This window comes from Verticiella sediminum (assembly GCF_007558815.1).
In the GTDB taxonomy this organism is placed as follows: Bacteria; Pseudomonadota; Gammaproteobacteria; order Burkholderiales; family Burkholderiaceae_B; genus Verticiella; species Verticiella sediminum.
In genome coordinates, this window is sequence record NZ_VLTJ01000024.1 from 94,993 (window position 1) to 112,790 (window position 17,798).

Consider the following 17,798-nt stretch of genomic DNA (forward strand, 5'->3'; position numbering starts at 1 on the left):
ACGCCGGCGGCCGGGCCAACGAATAACTCGTTCGTAGCAAATGGTCAGGCCGGATAAGCGCTGCGCGAACGATGCGCAGCGCGCGCGCCGAATCCGTGCAGATCCGTGTATCCGCTGTTGGTTGCGCCCGGTCCCGGCGCCGCGTTGCGCGCGGTCGGGACGGTGCGCCTCAAAGGTCCAGCACGAGCTTTGTCGACTTCGCGCCAGAGCAGCAGATCATCATGACGTTCTGGGCCGCTTTTTCTTCGTCGCTCAGCACGTGGTCGCGGTGATCGGGTTCGCCGGCGAGCACCGGAACCTCGCAGAGCCCGCAGACGCCTTCCTGGCACGAGTAGTTCGCCGCTATGCCCTGGTCCAGCAGCGTGTCGAGGATGGTCTTGCCCGGAGGCACGACCACGCTGCGCCCGGACCGGGCCAATTCCACCGTGTAGCCGCCTGCGTCGGCGCGCTGCGCGCCGCCGAAGGACTCCAGGTGCACGCGCTCCGGCGGCAGCGTCCGGGTGGCGGCCTGGAAGGCCTCGATCATGGGGGCGGGGCCGCAGCAATAGAAGTGCGAGCCGGCAGGGGCGCTGTCGACCGCCTGTGCGATGTCCAGGCGGGCCGCGCCTGGCGCGCCGTCGAAGACGGCATGCAACCGCTGGCCGCCGGTGGCCGCCACGGTCCGGATGGCGGCCAGGAAGGCCGCGTGGGCCGGCGTCCTGCTGGCGTAGTGCAGCGTCCAGGGCGACCCGATGGCGTGCAGGCGCTGGATCATGCACCACAGCGGCGTGATGCCGATGCCGCCGGCGATCAGCACCGAATGGCCGGCCGATTCCACCAGCGGGAACAGGTTGCGCGGCGGCCGCACGGCCAGGCTGTCGCCCGTTCGAACCTGATCGTGGACGTAGGCCGAACCGCCGCGCCCGCTGGGCTCCCGGTGGACGGCGATGACGTAGCGGTCCCGCTCATGGCAGGGGTTGATCAGGGAGTAGCTGCGCGACATGCCGCCGGGCAGGCACAGATCGACGTGCGCGCCGGCGGAAAAGGCCGGTAGCAGCGCGCCCGCGGAGGACGGCCGCAGTTCGAGCGAAATGATGGTCTCGGCCTCGCGCGCGATGCGCGAGACGACGACATTCAACGAGTCGGTTGCTGCCATGGAAATCCCTGCTGCCGGATGCCGGTCGGTTCTAACGCTAGGCCGGTATCCGGAGCCGGTAGAACGAAATGGTGTGGGCGATCATGCCGTACAGGCCGGCAAGGCCGACCAGGTCGAGCACCTGTTCCAGCCCCAGCGTTTGCAGGCTGCGCTCGAACAAGGCATCGGGAACCTCGCGCTCGACCAGCAGGGCGCGCATGAGGTCGTGGGTCGCCTGCTCCTTGTCGTCGTCGAAATGCGCGCTGCGGCCGTTGCGGATCGCCTCGATCTGCTCGCGCGTGATGCCGGCGCCATGCGCCAGCCGCTCGTGCCAATGCCATTCGAAGGCCGAGTCCCAGAACGCCGCCACGAGGAGTATGCAGATTTCCTTCTGCCGGGCCGGTATCGGCGCTTCGGCCGATACGTAGGCGCCGAACCTTTCGGCGACCTCGGCGAACGGCATGTGCTGCATCCAGACCAACTGGTTGATCGGCGCCTTGCCGCGCGGGCCCGATTCCATGCGGGTGATGAAGGCCTGCTGGGCCGGCGACAGCCGGTCCCGGGGGATCAGGAATTCGCGTCCCGGGTATTGCAGGCTCTCCGGCGTTACGGCAGTGTCGCGAGGCGGTGTCATGGCCGGCTCCGGTGGTCAGAGGATGAAGGAAAGGCGACCCTGGTCGCGCAGGGTATCGGTGGCGACGACGGCGCGCTTGCGGCGTATCTTCCACTGCCCATCGGCACGCACCACGTCGTGGACCGCCCGGCCGGGAAACACTTCCGTGTGGTCGTTGCGGCTGCGGTAGACGATGAAATTGCAGAGGAAGCGCGCATCGCCCAGATCCGACGGCACGACGCGCACGTTGCCGATCAGGTGCTGGATCTTCGAGCGCGGGAACTCGGCGTGCGCGGCGGGCTTGAGCAGGCGCTTGGCGCGCTCGGCCAGTCGATGGCGGTTGTCGTACACGAAGAACAGCGATCGGCCGGGCTCCCCGTCGGGGTCGTCCAGGGCCGGGACGAAGTACTCGCCGTCCTCGGTGAAAAGGCCGGCCCAGTCGTCCAGCGCCCAGGTGTCGATCAGATCGGCTTCGTGAAAGAGATAGTCCTCGGCCTCGATCCGGCCGGGCAGCGCAAGTGCGGAGGTCATGATCAGGGTCCCTGGAGTTGGTCGGCGCTGCCGCCGGTCATGAGCTGCTTCCAGCGGCGCCAGAAGATGCGCAGTTGCAGTTCGTCGGTCTTGCTGGGCCGATCCTTGAACATGCCGCGGGAGCAGTCGTTCCATGCGGCCTGCGCGCTGGCGCCGGCGGCGTAGCCGCGCTGCGCGCTCTCGAGCATCTCCACGTCGTCCGGCGTGGCGAAGCCGGCGGGGCCGAGGAACTCCACGAAATTGCGCAGCCGCCGGTCCCGCGACGAGGCGCTCTCGCCGATCGGGGCCAGGGCCCAACTGTTGATCTGCATCGCCCCGGTGGCGCTCGGGTAATAGGTGCGTACGGTCACCGCCATGATGTCGTTGACCACCAGGTTGGGGAAAATGACCATGTTGCGATCGCCCCGCACCACGACTTCGCCGCGCTCCGGGCCCAGCCTGCGATAGATCTCCGCGGCGATGCCTTCGACTTCCTGCCGGCAATCGTCGCCCCAGCCTGGCACCCAGCGCGCGTAGGGCCGGCCCCAGGCCATTTCCCCGATGGACTCGCTCACCATGTGCCCATTGCCCAGGTCCGTCGTCCAGCCCGCCCCGCCGGGTGGGCGCTGGATGCGCGTGCCGTCGCGTCCGCGCAGATAGTCGAAGTAGGTGGAGTGCGTGCTCATGCCGTGATAGCCGTCCACGCTGTTCTCCGAGAGCATCTTCCAGTTGGCCCGCGCGCTGTACTCCTGGGCGCCGCCGATGATCTCCATGCCCTGGGGCCCCTGGTCGGCCACATAGGACAGATAGTCCGCCGCGCCCTTGAGGTAGTCCGTCAATGGCTCGGCGTCGGGGTCGAAGCAGACGAAGACGAATCCGCGGAAGCTTTCCATGCGCTCGACGCGTGCCAGGTTCAGGCTGCCGTCGGCGTTGCAGTTCTGCGGCATCGAGTCGCTGCCGGGGATGTTGACCAGCTTGCCCTGGATGTCGAAGACCCAGGCATGGTACGGACAGGTGAACGTGCGCTGCTTGCCGGCACGCTGCCTGCAGACCGTGGCGCCGCGATGCGTGCAGGCGTTGTAGTAGCAGTGCAGTTGGCCGTCCCTGTCCCTGGCCAGCACGATGGGGCGTCCGACGATGTCCCGGGCGATGTAGCTGCCCGGCTCCCTGACCTCGGATTCATGGCCGAGGTAGAGCCAGCATTTTCCGAAGATCTTCCGGCGTTCCAGCGCGAGGATGGAGTCGTCGGTGAACACGCGGCGATTCACGCGGAACCGGCCGCCCTGTCTATCGTCCAGGATCAGGTTTCCGATCGCGGAGTCCGGGATGGGTTGGATTGGCGTCATGATCGAGTATCTTGTGGTGGGTGTTGCAAGCCCGGCGGACCGCGCGCCGGGGCGGGTTCCCGCACTGCCGGTCGGGCCGCGGTTTCACGCCGGGGTGGGAAAACTATCTCACATGGGATGAGGAGCAGCCAACCTATGTAGGGTCAATTATTCTGATGCTGGTTGCGGATTCCTGATTTGCCTTGCGCGGGGCCCGCCGCCAGGATGGGCTGGTCTTCTTTTGATGAACCGATGAGAGAACCAGCATGGAATCTACTGATGGAACCGTCCGCACATCCGCGTCCCGCATCGCCATCGTGACGGGCGTGGGCTCCGGTATCGGCGGCATCGGCCGGGGCATCGCGCTCGACTTGCTGCGCCAGGGGTATGCCGTCCTCGCCGCCGACCGGGATGCCGCGGTGCAGGACGTGGTGCGCGACCTCGCCCGGCAGGCGGGCGGGGGGGCGGATTGCCTGGGTTATGCCGGCGATCTGTCCCGGCCCGATGAGGCGCGGGCGATGGCCGAGGCCGCGCTGTCCCGCTGGGGGCGGATCGACGTGCTGGTCAACAACGCCGGCAGCGGCGTCATCCGCCCGTTCCTGGAGCACGACGAAGCCAGCCTCGTCGCGACGCTCGAACGCAACCTGTGGACCGCGCTCTGGTGCTGCCACGCGGTGCTGCCCGCGATGGTGCGGCAGAACCATGGCCGCATCGTCAACATCGGCGCCGATTCCCTGCGCACGGGGATTCCCGGCCATGCCGGATACAACGCCGCCAAGGGCGGCGTCGTCGGCCTGATGGTGGGCCTGGCCCGGGAGTTCGCCGCCTACGACATCACCGTGAACACCGTGTCCCCCTGCGTCGTGAATACCGAAAGGCATCGGCAGGCGCTGCGCGACGACAGCGAACTGGCACGGGCCTTTCTGCAGGTCGTGCCCAAAGGGCGCGGGGTGGAGATCGAGGAGATCTGCGACTTCGTGACCTTCCTGGCCCGCCGGGAGAACGCCTTTGCCACAGGCCAGGATTTCAGCCTGAACGGCGGCAGCGCCATGCCTTGATCTTGACGAGACACGCCCTAGGCCGTGTCGAATGCGATGCCGACACGGCCCAGGCCTGCGATCCTGGCTTCGAAGCGATCGCCGGGCGCGACGGGAACCATGGGGCCGAGCGCGCCGGTCAGCACGACTTCGCCGGCGCGCAGCGGCGTGTCCAGCGCCGCCATCCTGCGCGCCAGCCACAGCGCCGCGGCCATTGGATGGCCCAGGCAGGCGGCGCCCACGCCATGCGAAACCAGGTCGCCGTTGCGCGCCAGGGTCATGCCCACCAGGTCGAGTTCCAGGCCGAGCGGGCTGACGGGTGTCGTGCCGAGCACGTACAGCCCGCAGGACGCGTTGTCGGCGACCGTATCGGTGAGCCGGATGTCCCAGTCGGCGATCCGGCTGTCCACGATTTCCAGTGCCGGAAGCACGTAGGCGATGGCGCGCAGCAGTTCGGCGAGGCCGAGGTCGGGCTGCGCGAGGTCGCGTTGCAGCACGACGGCGACTTCGGCCTCGCATTTGGGCTGGATCAGCCGGCTCCAGGCCACCGTATCGCCGGCAGCGCATTCCATGTGCGCGTACAGGGTGCCGTAGTCCGGCTGGTCCACGCCAAGCTGCTGCTGGACCGCGGCCGAGGTCAGGCCGATCTTGCGGCCGCTGACGCGGCCGCCCTCGGCGATGACCCGCCGAGTGTTCAGCCTTTGTACCGCGTAGGCCGCGGCAAGATCTCCGGCGGGCAGCAGGGTGCGCACGGGGGCGATGGGCGAGCGCGTCCGGCTTGCCTCGTGCAACAGGGCGGCCGCCTCGGTCACGCCCGGCGCATCGGGAACCGCGTCGGTCATGTCATGCTGCGGCATGGGCGAGCCCTCCGTTGCGCCGCCGGCTGAGGGTCAGGGCGGTATCCTCGATCATGTCCTCCTGGCCGCCCACCATGCGTCGGCGCCCGAGTTCCAGCAGGATCTCCCGCGGCGGCACGCCGTACTTCTCCCCGGCGCGCTGGGCGAACAGCAGGAAGCTCGAATAGACGCCCGCGTAGCCCAGGGTGAGGGCGTCGCGATCGATGCGGATGGGCCGGTCCATGATCGGAACCACCAGATCCTCGGCGACGTCCTGGACCGCGAAGAGGTCGATGCCGGTGGGGATTCCCATGCGCTCGCAGACGGCCACCAGCACTTCCAGCGGCGTGTTGCCCGCGCCGGCGCCCAGCCCCGCGGCGGCGGCGTCGATACGGCGGGCGCCGGCCCGGATCGCGGCGATGGCGTTCGCGACCCCCATCGCCAGGTTGTGGTGGCCGTGGAAGCCGACGTCGGTTCCCGGGTCGAGCGCGTCGCGCACGGCGGCGATTCTTGCGGTCACCTCGTCGGGCAGCAGATGCCCGGCCGAATCGGTGACGTAGACGCAGTTGGCGCCATAGCTTTGCATCTGCCGGGCCTGGATCGCCAGGGCGGCGGGCTCGGCCATGTGCGCCATCATCAGGAAGCCCACGGTGTCCATGTCCAGGGTGCGTGCGAGCGCGATATGCTGCTCGGCCACGTCCGACTCCGTGCAGTGGGTCGCCACGCGGATCGTATGCACGCCGATCTCCCGGGCCATGCGCAGGTGGTCCACGGTACCGATGCCGGGGATGAGCAGAGCCGAGACCCTGGCCTGCCGCATCAAGGGGACCACGGCGGCGAGGTAGGCCTCGTCGGCGTGCCTGGGGAAACCGTAGTTCACGGACGCGCCGCCCAGCCCGTCGCCGTGCGTGACTTCGATCAACGGCACGCCGGCCCGATCCAGGGCTTGGGCGATGTCCGTCATCTGGGGCAGGGTGATCTGGTGGCGCTTGGGATGCATGCCGTCGCGCAGCGTCATATCGTGCAGCGTGACCGGTGTCGGGCTCGTCATGTCGTCTGCCTTGCCGTCGACAGGCTGGCGGCCAGCCGTTCGGCGGTCTGGACGGCTGCCGCCGTCATGATGTCCAGGTTGCCGGCGTACGTCGGCAGGTAGTCGCCCAGTCCTTCGACTTCGAGATAGACCGAAACCCGCCTGCCGTCGAAGACCGGGCCGTTCACCAGCCGGTAGCCGGGAACGTAGCGGCGCACGGCGGCGAGCATGTCGTCCAGGCTGGCGCGGATGGCCGTCTCATCGGGATCCCCGAGCGTCAGGCAATGCACGGTGTCGCGCATGATGAGCGCGGGCTCGGCCGGGTTGATGATGATGATGGCCTTGCCGGCGGCGGCCCCGCCCACGCTTTCCACGGCCCGGGCCGTGGTCCGGGTGAATTCGTCGATGTTCTTGCGCGTGCCGGGGCCGACCGACCGGCTGGAGACGGTGGCGACGATTTCGGCATACTCGACCGGCTGCACCCGCGTCACGGCCGCGACGATGGGGATCGTGGCCTGTCCGCCGCAGGTGACCATGTTGAGGTTGGCCGGGGGCGCCGCGCTGAAGCGATCCAGGTTGACGGCCGGGATGCACAGCGGGCCCACGGCGGCCGGCGTCAGGTCGATCAGGGTGACGCCGAGCGGGTTGAGCGTGCCTGCATTGCGCTCGTGCACGTAGGCGCTGGTGGCATCGAAGGCGATGCGGATGTCGTCGCTTTCGACATGGGGAGCCAGGCCGTCGACGCCGTCGGCAGTGGTGCGCAGGCCCATTTCGCGCGCATGGCGCAGGCCGTCGGAGCCGGCATCGATGCCGACCATCCAGACCGGCTCCAGGATCGGGCTGCGCCGCAGCTTGTACAACAGGTCGGTGCCGATGTTGCCGGGGCCGATGATGGCGCATTTCAGGCGGCCGGCCCGGATGCCGTGCCCGGAAAGAGGTGGTTGCATGGAAGTGGAAGCCGGTTCAGAGGGTCGGGGAAGAAGTCGGGGAGGAGGGCCGCGTCCCGCCCAGCCAGCGGCGGGCGTTGCCGTGGAGCATCTTTTCGGTGGTATCGGCGTCCAGCCCTAGCTGCAGGACGCGCTCGCGCGGCCGCGGTTCGGCGATGCGGAACGGGAAGTCCGAGCCGACGCAGACCTGCGTCTCGCCGAAGACCGTCACCAGATGGCGCAGGGCATCGCGGTCGTAGACCAGGCTGTCGTAGAAGAAGGCGCGCGCCATCTCGCGCGGGCTCGCCGCCATGGCTGCGCGCACGTGCTCGAAGGTTTCCCAGCCATGCTGCAGGCGTGGCAGCAGCATGGCCAGGGTGCCGCCGCCATGGCTGAACGCGATCCGCAGGCCGGGCACGCGAGCGGGCAGGCCGCAGGTCATGAGCGAGGCGGCGGCCAGGCCGGTCTCGCCCGGGAATGCGAGCAGGGGCGCCAGTCCGGCGGGGCCGACCAGCCGCTCCGTGCCGACCGGTCGCAGGGGATGGACGAACACCGCCAGGTCCAGTTCGCGCACCGTCTGGAAGAACGGCAGAAAGCGCGCATCGCCGATCGGCACGCCCTGGACGTTGGTGCCGATCTCGACGCCGGCCAGGCCCGTGCGCGCGACGTGCTCGAGCTCTCTGCAGGCGGCATCGACGTCCTGCAGCGGCACGGCGCCCAGGCCGTGGAACCGCCCGGGGTCGAAGGCCGCCAGCATGGCGATCTGATCGTTCAGATAACGGCACATCGCCAGGCCGTCGTCGGGCGCCAGCCAGTACGACAGCAGTTCGGGCATGGGCGACAGGACGTGCCCGGTCGTCTGCCTGTCCTGCATGGCGTCCCGGCGGGCCGCCATGTCCCAGCACGCCTGGTTCACCGTGCGGTATACCGAGCCGTCCAGCATGACGTGCCGGTGGCAGCCCGGGCCGGCCGCCATCGACGGCCAGCGCGCGCCCTGGTGTTTGCCGGCATAGCGCGGAAAGTCGCGGGGGACGACATGGGTATGGATGTCCAGACAGGCGGGACAGGCGCTCGACAGGGCGGTGGACATGGTCGTCCGCTCAGCCGGCCGGCCGGTCGGCGTCGGCCTCGATCCGTCCGACCGTGCCCTTGCGCTTGTCGATGGCCGAGCCCCAGATGTCGTTCGATTCGGGCACCATGGGCAGCGCCCTGGGCGGGCGCGGAGCGACTTCCGGGAATTCCTCCATACCCAGCGTGTATTCGATGGTCATGCCGTCGGGGTCCAGGAAGTACAGGAAAACGCTGCCCGACGGCAGGTGCCGGCCGGGCCCGTGCACGATGGGAACCCCGGCCTTCTGCAGGCGCCAGTAGGATTTTCCGATATCGTCCATGTCCTCCACCATGAACGCCACGTGGCGCAGGCCCGGGCCGTGCCTGCCGGCGGCGCCGATGCCGAAGGAATGGTGGTAGGGGTTGGGAAAGCAGCGCAGGAAGGTCACCGCGCCCTCGAACGAATCCGAGGCCTTGAAATTCAGCGTATCGAGAAAGAACGCCAGGGAGCGTTCATAGTCCGGGCTGGCAATGACGATATGGCCCAGCCGCAGGATCTTGGCGACGGTGGGCCGATAGGGCACAGCCGGCCGTTGCGCGGCCTCGGCGACGAAGAAGTCCAGCGTGCAGCCGCCTGCGGGTTCCCACGTGCGCACGCCGGGGCCGGTGGCCATGGCGGCGCGATCGCCTTCCGGAATGGGCACGTGGCCGACGCCGGCTCGGTCCAGGCTGCCCATGAGGTTGTCTATCTGAGCCGGTGATTCCAGCTCGAATGCGATGCGCTTGACGCCCGGTTCACCGGCGAACAGCGCGATATCGTGATGCTGGTCGCTGCAGCGGAACAGGCGAGTCCCTGCCTGTTCCGATCGCACTTCCTCGAGCCCCAGCGTGTCGCGATAGAAGTCCCCGGATCGAACCAGGTCGCTGACGTTCAGCGCGATATAGCCCAGCCGTGCATAGCGGATCATCGTGTCTGCCCTTGTTGCGTTGAATGACCCATTCTAGGGAGCGCGCGCATGGCGGCAGCGGCAAACTTTCTGACGTGGCGGCAGTTCTCTTCATCAACGGCGCCCGTCGCGCCCGCCTGCCCGGGCCGCGCCGCGCGCGGCCAGTTTTCCTGACGACGGTTCAATTAATCTGCTCCCCGCGGCGGCGCAATTGCGGGGAACATATCCACGCCCGGCGGCCGGCTGCCGGCTCGGTTTGCGGGCATATTCCATGGATACGCAATCGTTCAGGAGGGAGGATGACCGAATTGACCGAGGCCGGCACCAGCCGGTATGCGATGGTGCGGGAAGCCGGGCTGGAGACGACCCTGCACTACAACGAGGCCGGCAGCGGCGAAACCGTGATCATGCTGCATGGCGGAGGCCCGGGGGCGACCGGCTGGAGCAACTATTCGCGCAATATCGGCGCTTTCGTGGCGGCGGGATTCCGGACCATCCTGCTGGACATGCCCGGCTACGGCAAGTCCGACCCCATCGTGATGAATGAATCCCGAGGGGCCGTGAGCGCGCGGGCGGTCGCGGGTCTGATGAACGAGCTGGGCATCGACCAGGCGCACCTGGTCGGCAATTCGATGGGGGGCGCCGCGGCGCTGAGCTTCAGCCTGGACTACCCCGATCGCCTGGGGCGCCTGATCCTGATGGGGCCGGGGGCGGTGGGAACCAGCATCGTGATGCCCATGCCGCTGGAAGGCATCAAGCATTTCATGAACACGTATGCCCGCCCGTCGCTGGAGAATCTGCAGAAGATGATCGACGTGTTCGTCTACGACCCCGCCCAGATCACCGAGGATCTCGTCGAGGGGCGCTTGCGGTCGATGATGCAGAACGACGGTATCCACTTGAAGAACTTCATGGCGAGCATGCCGGCGGCGGGCCTGCCCGACCTGTCGCCCCGGTTCGGTGAGATCCGCGCCAGGACCCTGTGCACCTGGGGCCGGGACGACCGCTTCATTCCCCTGGACCATGGTCTGCGGCTGTTGTTCGGCATTCCGGATTGCACCTTGCACGTTTTCCCGCGCTGCGGCCACTGGGCGCAGTGGGAGCACGCGGACGAGTTCAACCGGCTGGTGATCGACTTCATCAGGAATTGACCACGAGCCCAAGCGCAAGCCTCGCCGTGCACGGCGAGGCCCAGCGAGGCCAGCCCACCCGGCGCCGCAGGGGAGGTCCGCAGCCATATTCTTTTCACCATCGATACAAGAAAACAAGGAGACAACATGTTCAAGCGTATGCTGTCCGTCTGTACCCTCGCCTGCCTGACGCTGGGCGCGGCCTCGCCGGCCCTGGCACAGTCCGCCTATCCGCAGCGCCCGGTTCAACTGGTGGTGACATCGCCGCCGGGCTCGGCCCTGGATATCTTCGGCCGCGTCCTGGCGCAGGCGCTCGGGAAGCTGTGGGGACAAACGGTCTACGTCGACAGCCGGGCGGGGGCCGGCGGCACCATCGCGGCTGCGGCCGTGGCCAAGGCCCCGGCGGACGGCTACACGCTGTTCCTCATCAACGAGCAGATACTGGTGGCCAACCGCTTCACCTATCGGAACCTGCCCTACGATCCCGACACGACCTTCGCACCGATCTCCCGCCTGATCGAAACCGACCAGCTCATCGTCGCCAACCAGGCGTCGGGCGTGAAAAGCCTGGCCGATGTCGTCGAGCTGGCCAGGGCGGACCCGCAGAAGCTCGCCTACGGCATGTGGAGCAAGGGCAGTTCGCCCAACCTCGTGTTCGAGCAGTTGAAGCAGGCTGCCAAGGTCGGCATCCTGGCCGTGCCGTACCGGGGCGTGGGGCCGGTGATGCTGGCGTTGCAGTCCGACGAAGTGCAGTTGTCCGTCATGAGCGCCCCGACCGGCGAGCCCATCCTGAGCACCGGCAAGGCCGTCCCACTGGCGGTAGCCTCGGACCGCCGGAGCGAGCTGTATCCCGACGTGCCGACCACGGCCGAGCTGGGCTACCCCCAGTTGCGAGCGACCACCTGGTACGGTCTGCTTGCCCGGGCCGATACGCCGGCCGAGATACTCGCCAAGGTGGAGCGCGATGTCCGCGCGGTGCTGCAGGACCCGGGCTTCATGGAGCGCAACGCCGAGCTGCGCGGCTGGCGGGTGGTCGCCAGTTCCGCCGAAGCGTTCCGGGCCTCGGTGGCCGAACAGGTCCCGCAGATCCGGGAGATGATGCTCACGGCAGCGATCACCCCGGAATAGCCGGCGGGCGCGGCCGGCCTTTCGGGAGGCCGGCCAGTCAGTGCGTATGCAGCCGGGACCCGTCCTCGGCCGCGAGCAGGCGGGGGCCGGCGGGCTCGGCCTGCGGGTCCCAGCCCATCGAGGCGATCCATGAGGCGATCAGTTCGTTCGTCTCGTTCCCCTCCTTGACCAGCCAGTCGCCCACGGTCTCCAGCAGGGGCAGCGCGGGTGCGCTGTGCGGATAGCTCACGTAATACTGGCGGGCCCGGGCGCCGAGCATGCCGAAAGGCGCGCACAGGCGTTCGGTCACGAGTTCGTCGATGACGAGAAACAGCGGCACCATCACCACTCCCAAGCCTTCCAGTGCGGCCTGCAGCGCGAAATACATCGGGTCGAACTTGAGCAGCGCCTGGGGCTGGAGCCGGGGTAGGCCGATATTGTTCAGCCACTCGGGCCAGCGATAGGACTCGGTGGTGAAGCTGATGATGGTGTGGTTGCGCAGATCGTTGGGCGAGCGCAGGCCGCCCTCGGTGACCAGGTCGGGATGGCACACAGGCACCACTAGTTCGGTCAGGAACGGCCTGGATATACAGCAATCCAGCGGGGCGATGCCGCCCCGGATGGCGAGGTCGTATTCGCCGCTGTCCAGGTTCACCGGCGTCTTGAAGGCCGTGACCTGGATGTCGACGTTGGCCAGGCGGCGCTGGAATGCGGAGAGCCGGACGATGAACCAGCGCATGGTGAAGGTGGGCGGGGCGTTCAGCCGCAGCACCGTGGGCACGCTCTGGTCGACGAGGTAGTTGGAGGCGAACGCCAGGCGGGTCAGTACGGTCTTGACCTCATGGTGGTAATTGCGGCCCACGTCGGTCAGGCTCAATTGCGAGGCGGTGCGTCGGAAGAGCTCGGTTCCCAGCCATTCCTCCAGCAGCGAAACGTGGCGGCTGATGGCGCCGCGCGTGACGTTGAGCTCCTCGGCGGCCTTGGAGAAGCTGACGTGCCGGGCGGCGGCTTCGAAGGCCCGCACCGCGTTGAGCGGCGGCAGTTTGAGCATTCCTGTCTCCTCCTCGTCAGAGGTACGCCGGTACGGCCGGCTTGTGTGGTCTGGATGCGATGACCGTGGGGAACGCGCGTCGTCCACCGCGGAGTTTCCTATTTTCCCACGGAACGAGGCGGCCGGAAACGCAGGCCGAACAAGGGGAGGCTGCAATCGTAGAGGACGACGCGGGCGCGGCCAACGAACGGCTGGTTGCTAACAAATCGTGCGCAAGGATAAGCCGCGGCTGCCACCGCCGTTAGCAGCCCCCGCTTGCGCTCGCCGGGAATTTATATATGCGTACATTAATAAATGCCCAAGCTGTCGTTGTCCAGCCAACCGCGCCATGCGAATAATGGACCTTTCCAGGCATTCGCTGCCATTTCAGGAGATCGTCCATGAGCACCATCGAGAATATCGACGTCATTCCCCAGTCCGGCTGGACGGGGGCGGAGATCCGCGGCGTCGACATCGGCAAGCCGCTGAGCGCCGCCCAGGTCGGCGTCATCAAGCAGGCCATTCTGCGCTGGAAGGTGGTGTTCTTCCGCGACCAGCAGCTCGACCATGCCGCGCAGATCGCCTTCGGCAGCCAGTTCGGCGAAGTGACCCCGGGCCATCCCTACGAGGGCGACGTGGCGCCGCCCGAGTTCCCGGAGATCCATACCGTTTCGCCCAAGGCCTACGGCAAGCGCTACGGCCAGAGCTACCAGAAGCGCCTGAGCGCCAACGGGCCGGGCTGGCATGCCGACGTGACGCCGCTCATCAACCCGCCGGCGTATTCCATCCTGCGCGCGGAAACGGTCCCGCCCTACGGCGGCGATACGCAGTTCACCAATGTGGCGGCGGCATACGAGGGCCTGTCGCCGGCCCTGCGCGCGCTGATCGACGGCCTGCGCGCCGAGCACCGCTTCGGCGCCAACATCAACGCCGAGCGCAGCGACGAGCGCGTCGGCGACTGGGTGCGCAGCAAGCCGCTGGCGTCGATCCACCCGGTGGTGCGCGTGCATCCCGAGAGCGGCGAGAAAGTCATCTACGTCAATCCGAGCTTCACCCGCCAGATCGTTGGCCTGACGCCGCGCGAAAGCCGGCACATCCTGGACCTGCTGTTCGAGCAGGTGGCCTTGCCCGAGTACACCGCCCGCTTCAAGTGGGAGCCGGGCAGCGTGGCGTTCTGGGACAACCGCGCCGCGCTGCACCTGGCGCCGCGCGACGTCGAGCATCTGGGCTTCGACCGCGTGCTGCATCGCATCACGCTGGTCGGCGACGTGCCGGTCGGCCCCGACGGCAAGCCCTCGGAGTCGCTGTCGGGCGAGGCCTTCCTCGCCGCCCGCCCGCGTGAAACCGCGGCTGCATAAGATGAAACCCACCCCCTACGCGCTGACGCGCGCCCCCTCAAGGGGGCGGCACCGGCGGACCGGCAAAGCCGGATCCGCGGTGCCCTGGATCGCATTGCCCCTGTTTCATCCGTCGGGGTGGTGCGCAGCATCATGGAGCAACTGAGAAGAGGTCTGCGATGAGCGCAGTGAATCCGACGCAACTTGCCGACCGGCTGATGGAGGAGCCCCTTTCAGCCGCTGGGCCGCCCCAAGGCGGAAAGCGCCCCCTCGGGGGGCAGCAAGCCGAAGGTGCAGCGTGGGAGCCCACCTGTGCGCAGGCCGGCCCCGCGCCGGATCGCGCGGCGATCGTCCTGGTCGACCCGACCCGCGTGGGTGGGGCGTTGGCGGGCGCCTCGCGCGTGCCGCGGGGGTTGCAGCGGCTGGCCGGTCCGGTCCTGGTCCTGGTGCTCTGGCAGGTGCTGAGTTCGCTGGACGTGTTCGATCCGCGCACCACGCCGGCGCCGGGCCGGGTGCTTGCCACGGCCTACGACCTGGTCGCCTCCGGCGCGCTGCAATCGCATCTGGCGGTGTCCTTGATGCGCGTGCTCCAGGGGCTGGCGCTGGGGCTGTTCATCGGCACGGTGAGCGCCGTGGCCGCGGGGTTGACGCGCTGGGGCGAGAACCTGGTGGACGCCAACATGGAAGTCCTGCGCGCGGTGCCGAACTTCGCGCTGCTGCCGGTGCTGATCGCCTGGTTCGGCATCGGCGAAGAACCCAAGGTCGCGCTCATCACGCTGAGCGTGCTGGTGGCGATCTACATCAATACCTTCAGCGCGATCCGCAACGTCGACGCTGGTCTGGTCGAGGCGGCTCGGTCCTTCGGCGTCAGGCAGCGCGAGCTGATCACCACGGTGATCCTGCCGGGCTCGCTGCCCGGCTTCCTGGTCGGCCTGCGGCTGGCCCTGACCGGGGCGTGGCTGGCGCTGATCTTCGCCGAGACGATCAACGCGCCGGTGGGCCTGGGCCGCATGATGTCCGATGCGCGGGAGTATTTCCGCATCGACGTGATCTTCGTGCTGCTGGCGGTGTATGCCGTGCTGGGCTTGGCGTCGCTGGCGCTGGTGCGCTGGCTCGAACGGCGCCTGCTGGTGTGGCGGAGGGCTTTCGATGGCACTTGAACATGAGACGCAGCGCGTGCTGCGGCCCCTGGAACGGGGTCGGGCGGGGCAGGTGGATGCCGGCGCGGCAGGCGGCCACGATGGGCTCGCCGTGGTGGCCCGCGGCGTGCGCAAGGCCTTCGGCGAGCACGTGGTGCTGGATGACTTTTCGCTGGAGATGGCGCCCGGCGAATTCGTCGCCCTGCTCGGGCGCAGCGGTTCCGGCAAGAGCACTTTCCTGCGGGTGCTCGGCGCGCTCGACGGCGACGTCGAGGGCTACGTGCGGGTGCCGCAGCGGCGCGCCATCGTATTCCAGGAGCCGCGCCTGCAACCGTGGCAGAAGGTGCTGCGCAACGTCACCCTGGGCCTGCCCGGCGGCCGCGCGACCGAGCAGAGCGCGCTGCAGGCGCTGGCCGAGGTCGGCCTGTCCGGACATGCGCAGGCCTGGCCCAGGACGCTGTCCGGCGGCGAGGCCCAGCGCGTGGCGCTCGCCCGCGCGCTGGTGCGCGAGCCGCAGTTGCTGCTGCTCGACGAGCCCTTCGGCGCCCTGGACGCGCTCACCAAGATCCGCATGCACGGCCTGCTGCAGGACCTGTACCGGCGCCATCGGCCCGCCGTGCTGCTGGTCACGCACGACGTGGACGAGGCCATCCTGCTCGCGGACCGCGTGCTGGTCCTGAGCGCGGGCCGGATCTCGCTCAGCGTGCCGGTGGACATTCCCCACCCGCGCCGGCGCGGCGACGCGGGCTTTTCCGCGCTGCGCTCGCTGCTGTTGAACGAGCTGGGGGTGCGCGAGGCGGCCTAGATCTCCGCCTGCGCGGGGATGACGAGAAGTCCCGCCGGGCGGCGAGACGTCCTGGCGGGGCGAGAAGTCGCTGTCTTCGTCGTGCCCGCGAAGGCGGGCATCCAGGACGGCGCCGCGAAGCCGGCCCCGCGCCGGCCGCCATGAAGAACGCCTGGCCATTGCTCCAGCGACGCGCCGGCCGGCCGTCCGGCAAGCCCCTTCGATTTGATGCCAACATTCGCCGGCGATCGCCGGTTCTTTCAGGAAGTATCCATGGTTTCCGTATTCGATCCGCACTCTTTCAATTCCGGCACCGGCCCGGCCGCATCCGCCCGCGCCGGCGCGCAGCCGGCCAGCGCGCTGCGGCGCCGGCTGCTCGCCGCGTCCCTGGCCGGCGGCCTTGCCTGCCTGGCGCCCGCGGGGTACGCCGCGGCGGCCGACGACGCCTTTGCCCGGGAGCTGGCCGCCAAGGTGCCCAAGGGTACGCGGCTGGTCATCGCCGAGCAGAGCAGCCAGGCCTCGGTGCCCTGGAAGCAGTCCGGCGTGGGCGCGGGCGTGCCCTACGAGGCGGTGTTCGCCAACTTCAACGGCGGCCCGGCGGTGCTGGAGGCCCTGGTCTCCGGCGGCGTGGACATCGGCTACATCGGCGAGGCGCCGCTGCCGATCGCGCTCGCCGCGGGCGTGGAGGACCTGGTAGCGGTGGCCCTGGTCGCCAATCCGGGCAGCCCGGCGAGCACCTACCTGGTCGTGCAGCCCGGCAAGGGCATCGACTCGGTCGCCGACCTCAAGGGCCGCTCGGTGGCGTATCCGCCGGGCACCGGCCGGCACATGATCCTCGCCGGCATCCTGCACGAGCACGGCCTGAGGCTGGGCGAGGACGTCAAGGGCGTGCAACTGGCCGGAGCCGAGGTCGCGCCGACTTTCGCCTCCGGCGCGGTGGATGCGGCCATCGTGCTGGGCAACCAGTACTTCCGTCTGGGTGAGCCGCCCATCCTGGACGACGGCGTCGGGCACAACTGGGGCCTGAACGCCCTGGTGGCGCGCAAGTCGGTGCTCGACGACCCGGCGCGCGGGCCGGCGATCGCCGACTTCGTGCGCCGCGCGGTGGCGATCTACAACTGGCAGGCCGCCCATCCCGACCAATGGATCCAGGCCAACTTCGTCGAACAGCAGGGCCTGACCTTCGATCAGGGCAAGCGGCTGCACGAGGAAAGCGGCCTGGGCACCTTCTATCCGGTCGACGATCGCGTGCTCGAAGTGTTCCAGGAGATCGCCGACGGGCTCGAGCAGACCGGCGCGCTGACCCGCAAGGTGGACGTCAAGCCGTACGTGGACGCGCGCTTCAACGAGATCATCGCCCGGCAGAATGCCGCCGACGGCGTGACGCCGCGTCCGCTGGAAAATCCTCACGCCCCGGCCGCGGGCCAAAGCCGATAAGGAAAAGAGACGAACCGCCTCCTCTCGGGGCGGTCCTTGCGCCAGGCTGCGCTTGTCTTCCCAGTTTTCCCATGGCGTTGGCACCATCCCCACGTATGACACTGCGGCGATGCGATCCAGCGCACAGCGGGTCCGGCTCGTAGGGTGCAGGTGTCGAGGTGGCGAGCCCGAATGACTGGTTATCTCAATCTTCGAACACGTCGTCCAGCACCGCCGCATCCAACACGCGCAGCAGCCAGGCCTGAAGGGTGTCGACCGACGCAGTCTGCACGCGCTCGCGGGCGGCCTGGGGCAATGGGCCGAAGCGGCGTTCGAGCAGCGACAGCAATATCTGCTGCATGCCGAGCAACCGACCTTCCCGTTGACCTTCCTGCCGGCCCTCGAGACGCCCCTGCGCCAACCCCTTCTCGATCCCGATGCGCTCCACACTCGTCACGTAAGCCACG

18 protein-coding genes are annotated in these 17,798 nt (G+C 68.6%); 7 read left to right on the top strand and 11 right to left on the bottom strand.

The window, feature by feature from the left end; all coding sequences use genetic code 11:
- Nucleotides 1-169 precede the first annotated feature (169 nt).
- From FOZ76_RS12395 to FOZ76_RS12410, 4 genes are read right to left on the bottom strand one after another with little or no spacing between them, the layout of a single operon-like run.
- A complete protein-coding gene (locus tag FOZ76_RS12395) occupies nucleotides 170-1,135 on the bottom strand; it encodes a PDR/VanB family oxidoreductase (RefSeq protein ID WP_143948578.1) in 966 nt (321 codons plus the stop codon).
- A 37-nt stretch (nucleotides 1,136-1,172) separates the two neighbouring features.
- Nucleotides 1,173-1,748: a carboxymuconolactone decarboxylase family protein gene (locus FOZ76_RS12400; protein ID WP_143948579.1), complete on the bottom strand. Its 576-nt coding sequence runs from the start codon at nucleotides 1,746-1,748 to the stop codon at nucleotides 1,173-1,175.
- Nucleotides 1,749-1,763: 15 nt separating this feature from the next.
- Complete coding sequence (locus tag FOZ76_RS12405; protein ID WP_170235414.1) at nucleotides 1,764-2,258, bottom strand: aromatic-ring-hydroxylating dioxygenase subunit beta; 495 nt, start codon at nucleotides 2,256-2,258, stop codon at nucleotides 1,764-1,766.
- 2 nt (nucleotides 2,259-2,260) lie between these two features.
- Nucleotides 2,261-3,583, bottom strand: a complete 1,323-nt coding sequence (locus FOZ76_RS12410; RefSeq protein WP_143948581.1) for an aromatic ring-hydroxylating oxygenase subunit alpha — start codon at nucleotides 3,581-3,583, stop codon at nucleotides 2,261-2,263.
- A gap of 245 nt (nucleotides 3,584-3,828) precedes the next feature.
- Here FOZ76_RS12410 and FOZ76_RS12415 point away from each other — a divergent pair, with 245 nt between their 5' ends.
- Nucleotides 3,829-4,620: an SDR family NAD(P)-dependent oxidoreductase gene (locus tag FOZ76_RS12415; protein ID WP_143948582.1), complete on the top strand. Its 792-nt coding sequence runs from the start codon at nucleotides 3,829-3,831 to the stop codon at nucleotides 4,618-4,620.
- A 17-nt stretch (nucleotides 4,621-4,637) separates the two neighbouring features.
- Here FOZ76_RS12415 and FOZ76_RS12420 read toward each other — a convergent pair whose 3' ends face one another.
- The 5 genes from FOZ76_RS12420 to FOZ76_RS12440 are packed head-to-tail and all read right to left on the bottom strand — an operon-like array spanning nucleotide 4,638 to nucleotide 9,409.
- On the bottom strand, nucleotides 4,638-5,456 hold the full coding sequence (locus FOZ76_RS12420) for a 2-keto-4-pentenoate hydratase (protein ID WP_281282998.1): 819 nt from the start codon (nucleotides 5,454-5,456) through the stop codon (nucleotides 4,638-4,640).
- The gene (gene dmpG / locus FOZ76_RS12425) at nucleotides 5,443-6,486 is read right to left on the bottom strand and encodes a 4-hydroxy-2-oxovalerate aldolase (RefSeq protein WP_143948583.1); all 1,044 of its coding nucleotides are present in this window, start codon (nucleotides 6,484-6,486) and stop codon (nucleotides 5,443-5,445) included. Before dmpG ends, FOZ76_RS12420 begins: the two co-directional genes overlap by 14 nt.
- Nucleotides 6,483-7,412 (bottom strand): acetaldehyde dehydrogenase (acetylating), encoded by a 930-nt coding sequence (locus FOZ76_RS12430; protein WP_143948584.1) that lies wholly within the window; start codon nucleotides 7,410-7,412, stop codon nucleotides 6,483-6,485. The genes dmpG and FOZ76_RS12430 overlap by 4 nt, the downstream gene beginning before the upstream one ends.
- 16 nt (nucleotides 7,413-7,428) lie before the next feature.
- A complete protein-coding gene (locus FOZ76_RS12435; protein ID WP_143948585.1) occupies nucleotides 7,429-8,481 on the bottom strand; it encodes an amidohydrolase family protein in 1,053 nt (350 codons plus the stop codon).
- A 10-nt stretch (nucleotides 8,482-8,491) separates the two neighbouring features.
- A complete protein-coding gene (locus tag FOZ76_RS12440; protein WP_143948586.1) occupies nucleotides 8,492-9,409 on the bottom strand; it encodes a VOC family protein in 918 nt (305 codons plus the stop codon).
- A 278-nt stretch (nucleotides 9,410-9,687) separates the two neighbouring features.
- On the opposite strand from FOZ76_RS12440, the gene FOZ76_RS12445 reads away from it, so the two are divergent.
- A complete protein-coding gene (locus FOZ76_RS12445; protein WP_143948587.1) occupies nucleotides 9,688-10,539 on the top strand; it encodes an alpha/beta fold hydrolase in 852 nt (283 codons plus the stop codon).
- Nucleotides 10,540-10,665: 126 nt separating this feature from the next.
- Nucleotides 10,666-11,646 carry a Bug family tripartite tricarboxylate transporter substrate binding protein gene (locus FOZ76_RS12450; RefSeq protein WP_143948588.1) on the top strand — a complete coding sequence of 327 codons (981 nt, stop codon included), beginning with the start codon at nucleotides 10,666-10,668 and terminating at the stop codon, nucleotides 11,644-11,646.
- A gap of 37 nt (nucleotides 11,647-11,683) precedes the next feature.
- Here FOZ76_RS12450 and FOZ76_RS12455 read toward each other — a convergent pair whose 3' ends face one another.
- Nucleotides 11,684-12,676, bottom strand: coding sequence for a LysR substrate-binding domain-containing protein (locus FOZ76_RS12455; RefSeq protein ID WP_143948589.1), 993 nt, complete (start codon nucleotides 12,674-12,676; stop codon nucleotides 11,684-11,686).
- A gap of 380 nt (nucleotides 12,677-13,056) precedes the next feature.
- Between FOZ76_RS12455 and FOZ76_RS12460 the strand changes: the two genes are divergently transcribed.
- The 4 genes from FOZ76_RS12460 (at nucleotide 13,057) to FOZ76_RS12475 (ending at nucleotide 17,352) form a co-directional block, all read left to right on the top strand.
- Nucleotides 13,057-14,013 (top strand): TauD/TfdA dioxygenase family protein, encoded by a 957-nt coding sequence (locus FOZ76_RS12460; protein ID WP_143948590.1) that lies wholly within the window; start codon nucleotides 13,057-13,059, stop codon nucleotides 14,011-14,013.
- 158 nt (nucleotides 14,014-14,171) lie between these two features.
- Complete coding sequence (locus FOZ76_RS12465) at nucleotides 14,172-15,152, top strand: ABC transporter permease (RefSeq protein ID WP_246129471.1); 981 nt, start codon at nucleotides 14,172-14,174, stop codon at nucleotides 15,150-15,152.
- Nucleotides 15,142-15,936, top strand: coding sequence for an ABC transporter ATP-binding protein (locus FOZ76_RS12470; protein ID WP_143948591.1), 795 nt, complete (start codon nucleotides 15,142-15,144; stop codon nucleotides 15,934-15,936). Before FOZ76_RS12465 ends, FOZ76_RS12470 begins: the two co-directional genes overlap by 11 nt.
- Nucleotides 15,937-16,188: 252 nt before the next feature.
- Entirely contained in the window at nucleotides 16,189-17,352 is a 1,164-nt protein-coding gene (locus FOZ76_RS12475; RefSeq protein ID WP_211366220.1) for a PhnD/SsuA/transferrin family substrate-binding protein, read from the top strand.
- Between the two features lie 184 nt (nucleotides 17,353-17,536).
- Here FOZ76_RS12475 and FOZ76_RS12480 read toward each other — a convergent pair.
- A partial coding sequence (locus tag FOZ76_RS12480) for a DUF4351 domain-containing protein (protein WP_143948592.1) occupies nucleotides 17,537-17,798 on the bottom strand: 262 nt, incomplete at its 5' end.

Coding starts and splice junctions, on each gene's coding strand:
- FOZ76_RS12395 (WP_143948578.1), bottom strand. CDS start 1,135: ATGGCAGCAACCGACTCGTTGAATGTCGTCGTCTCGCGCATCGCGCGC.
- FOZ76_RS12400 (WP_143948579.1), bottom strand. CDS start 1,748: ATGACACCGCCTCGCGACACTGCCGTAACGCCGGAGAGCCTGCAATAC.
- FOZ76_RS12405 (WP_170235414.1), bottom strand. CDS start 2,258: ATGACCTCCGCACTTGCGCTGCCCGGCCGGATCGAGGCCGAGGACTAT.
- FOZ76_RS12410 (WP_143948581.1), bottom strand. CDS start 3,583: ATGACGCCAATCCAACCCATCCCGGACTCCGCGATCGGAAACCTGATC.
- FOZ76_RS12415 (WP_143948582.1), top strand. CDS start 3,829: ATGGAATCTACTGATGGAACCGTCCGCACATCCGCGTCCCGCATCGCC.
- FOZ76_RS12420 (WP_281282998.1), bottom strand. CDS start 5,456: ATGCCGCAGCATGACATGACCGACGCGGTTCCCGATGCGCCGGGCGTG.
- dmpG (WP_143948583.1), bottom strand. CDS start 6,486: ATGACGAGCCCGACACCGGTCACGCTGCACGATATGACGCTGCGCGAC.
- FOZ76_RS12430 (WP_143948584.1), bottom strand. CDS start 7,412: ATGCAACCACCTCTTTCCGGGCACGGCATCCGGGCCGGCCGCCTGAAA.
- FOZ76_RS12435 (WP_143948585.1), bottom strand. CDS start 8,481: ATGTCCACCGCCCTGTCGAGCGCCTGTCCCGCCTGTCTGGACATCCAT.
- FOZ76_RS12440 (WP_143948586.1), bottom strand. CDS start 9,409: ATGATCCGCTATGCACGGCTGGGCTATATCGCGCTGAACGTCAGCGAC.
- FOZ76_RS12445 (WP_143948587.1), top strand. CDS start 9,688: ATGACCGAATTGACCGAGGCCGGCACCAGCCGGTATGCGATGGTGCGG.
- FOZ76_RS12450 (WP_143948588.1), top strand. CDS start 10,666: ATGTTCAAGCGTATGCTGTCCGTCTGTACCCTCGCCTGCCTGACGCTG.
- FOZ76_RS12455 (WP_143948589.1), bottom strand. CDS start 12,676: ATGCTCAAACTGCCGCCGCTCAACGCGGTGCGGGCCTTCGAAGCCGCC.
- FOZ76_RS12460 (WP_143948590.1), top strand. CDS start 13,057: ATGAGCACCATCGAGAATATCGACGTCATTCCCCAGTCCGGCTGGACG.
- FOZ76_RS12465 (WP_246129471.1), top strand. CDS start 14,172: ATGAGCGCAGTGAATCCGACGCAACTTGCCGACCGGCTGATGGAGGAG.
- FOZ76_RS12470 (WP_143948591.1), top strand. CDS start 15,142: ATGGCACTTGAACATGAGACGCAGCGCGTGCTGCGGCCCCTGGAACGG.
- FOZ76_RS12475 (WP_211366220.1), top strand. CDS start 16,189: ATGGTTTCCGTATTCGATCCGCACTCTTTCAATTCCGGCACCGGCCCG.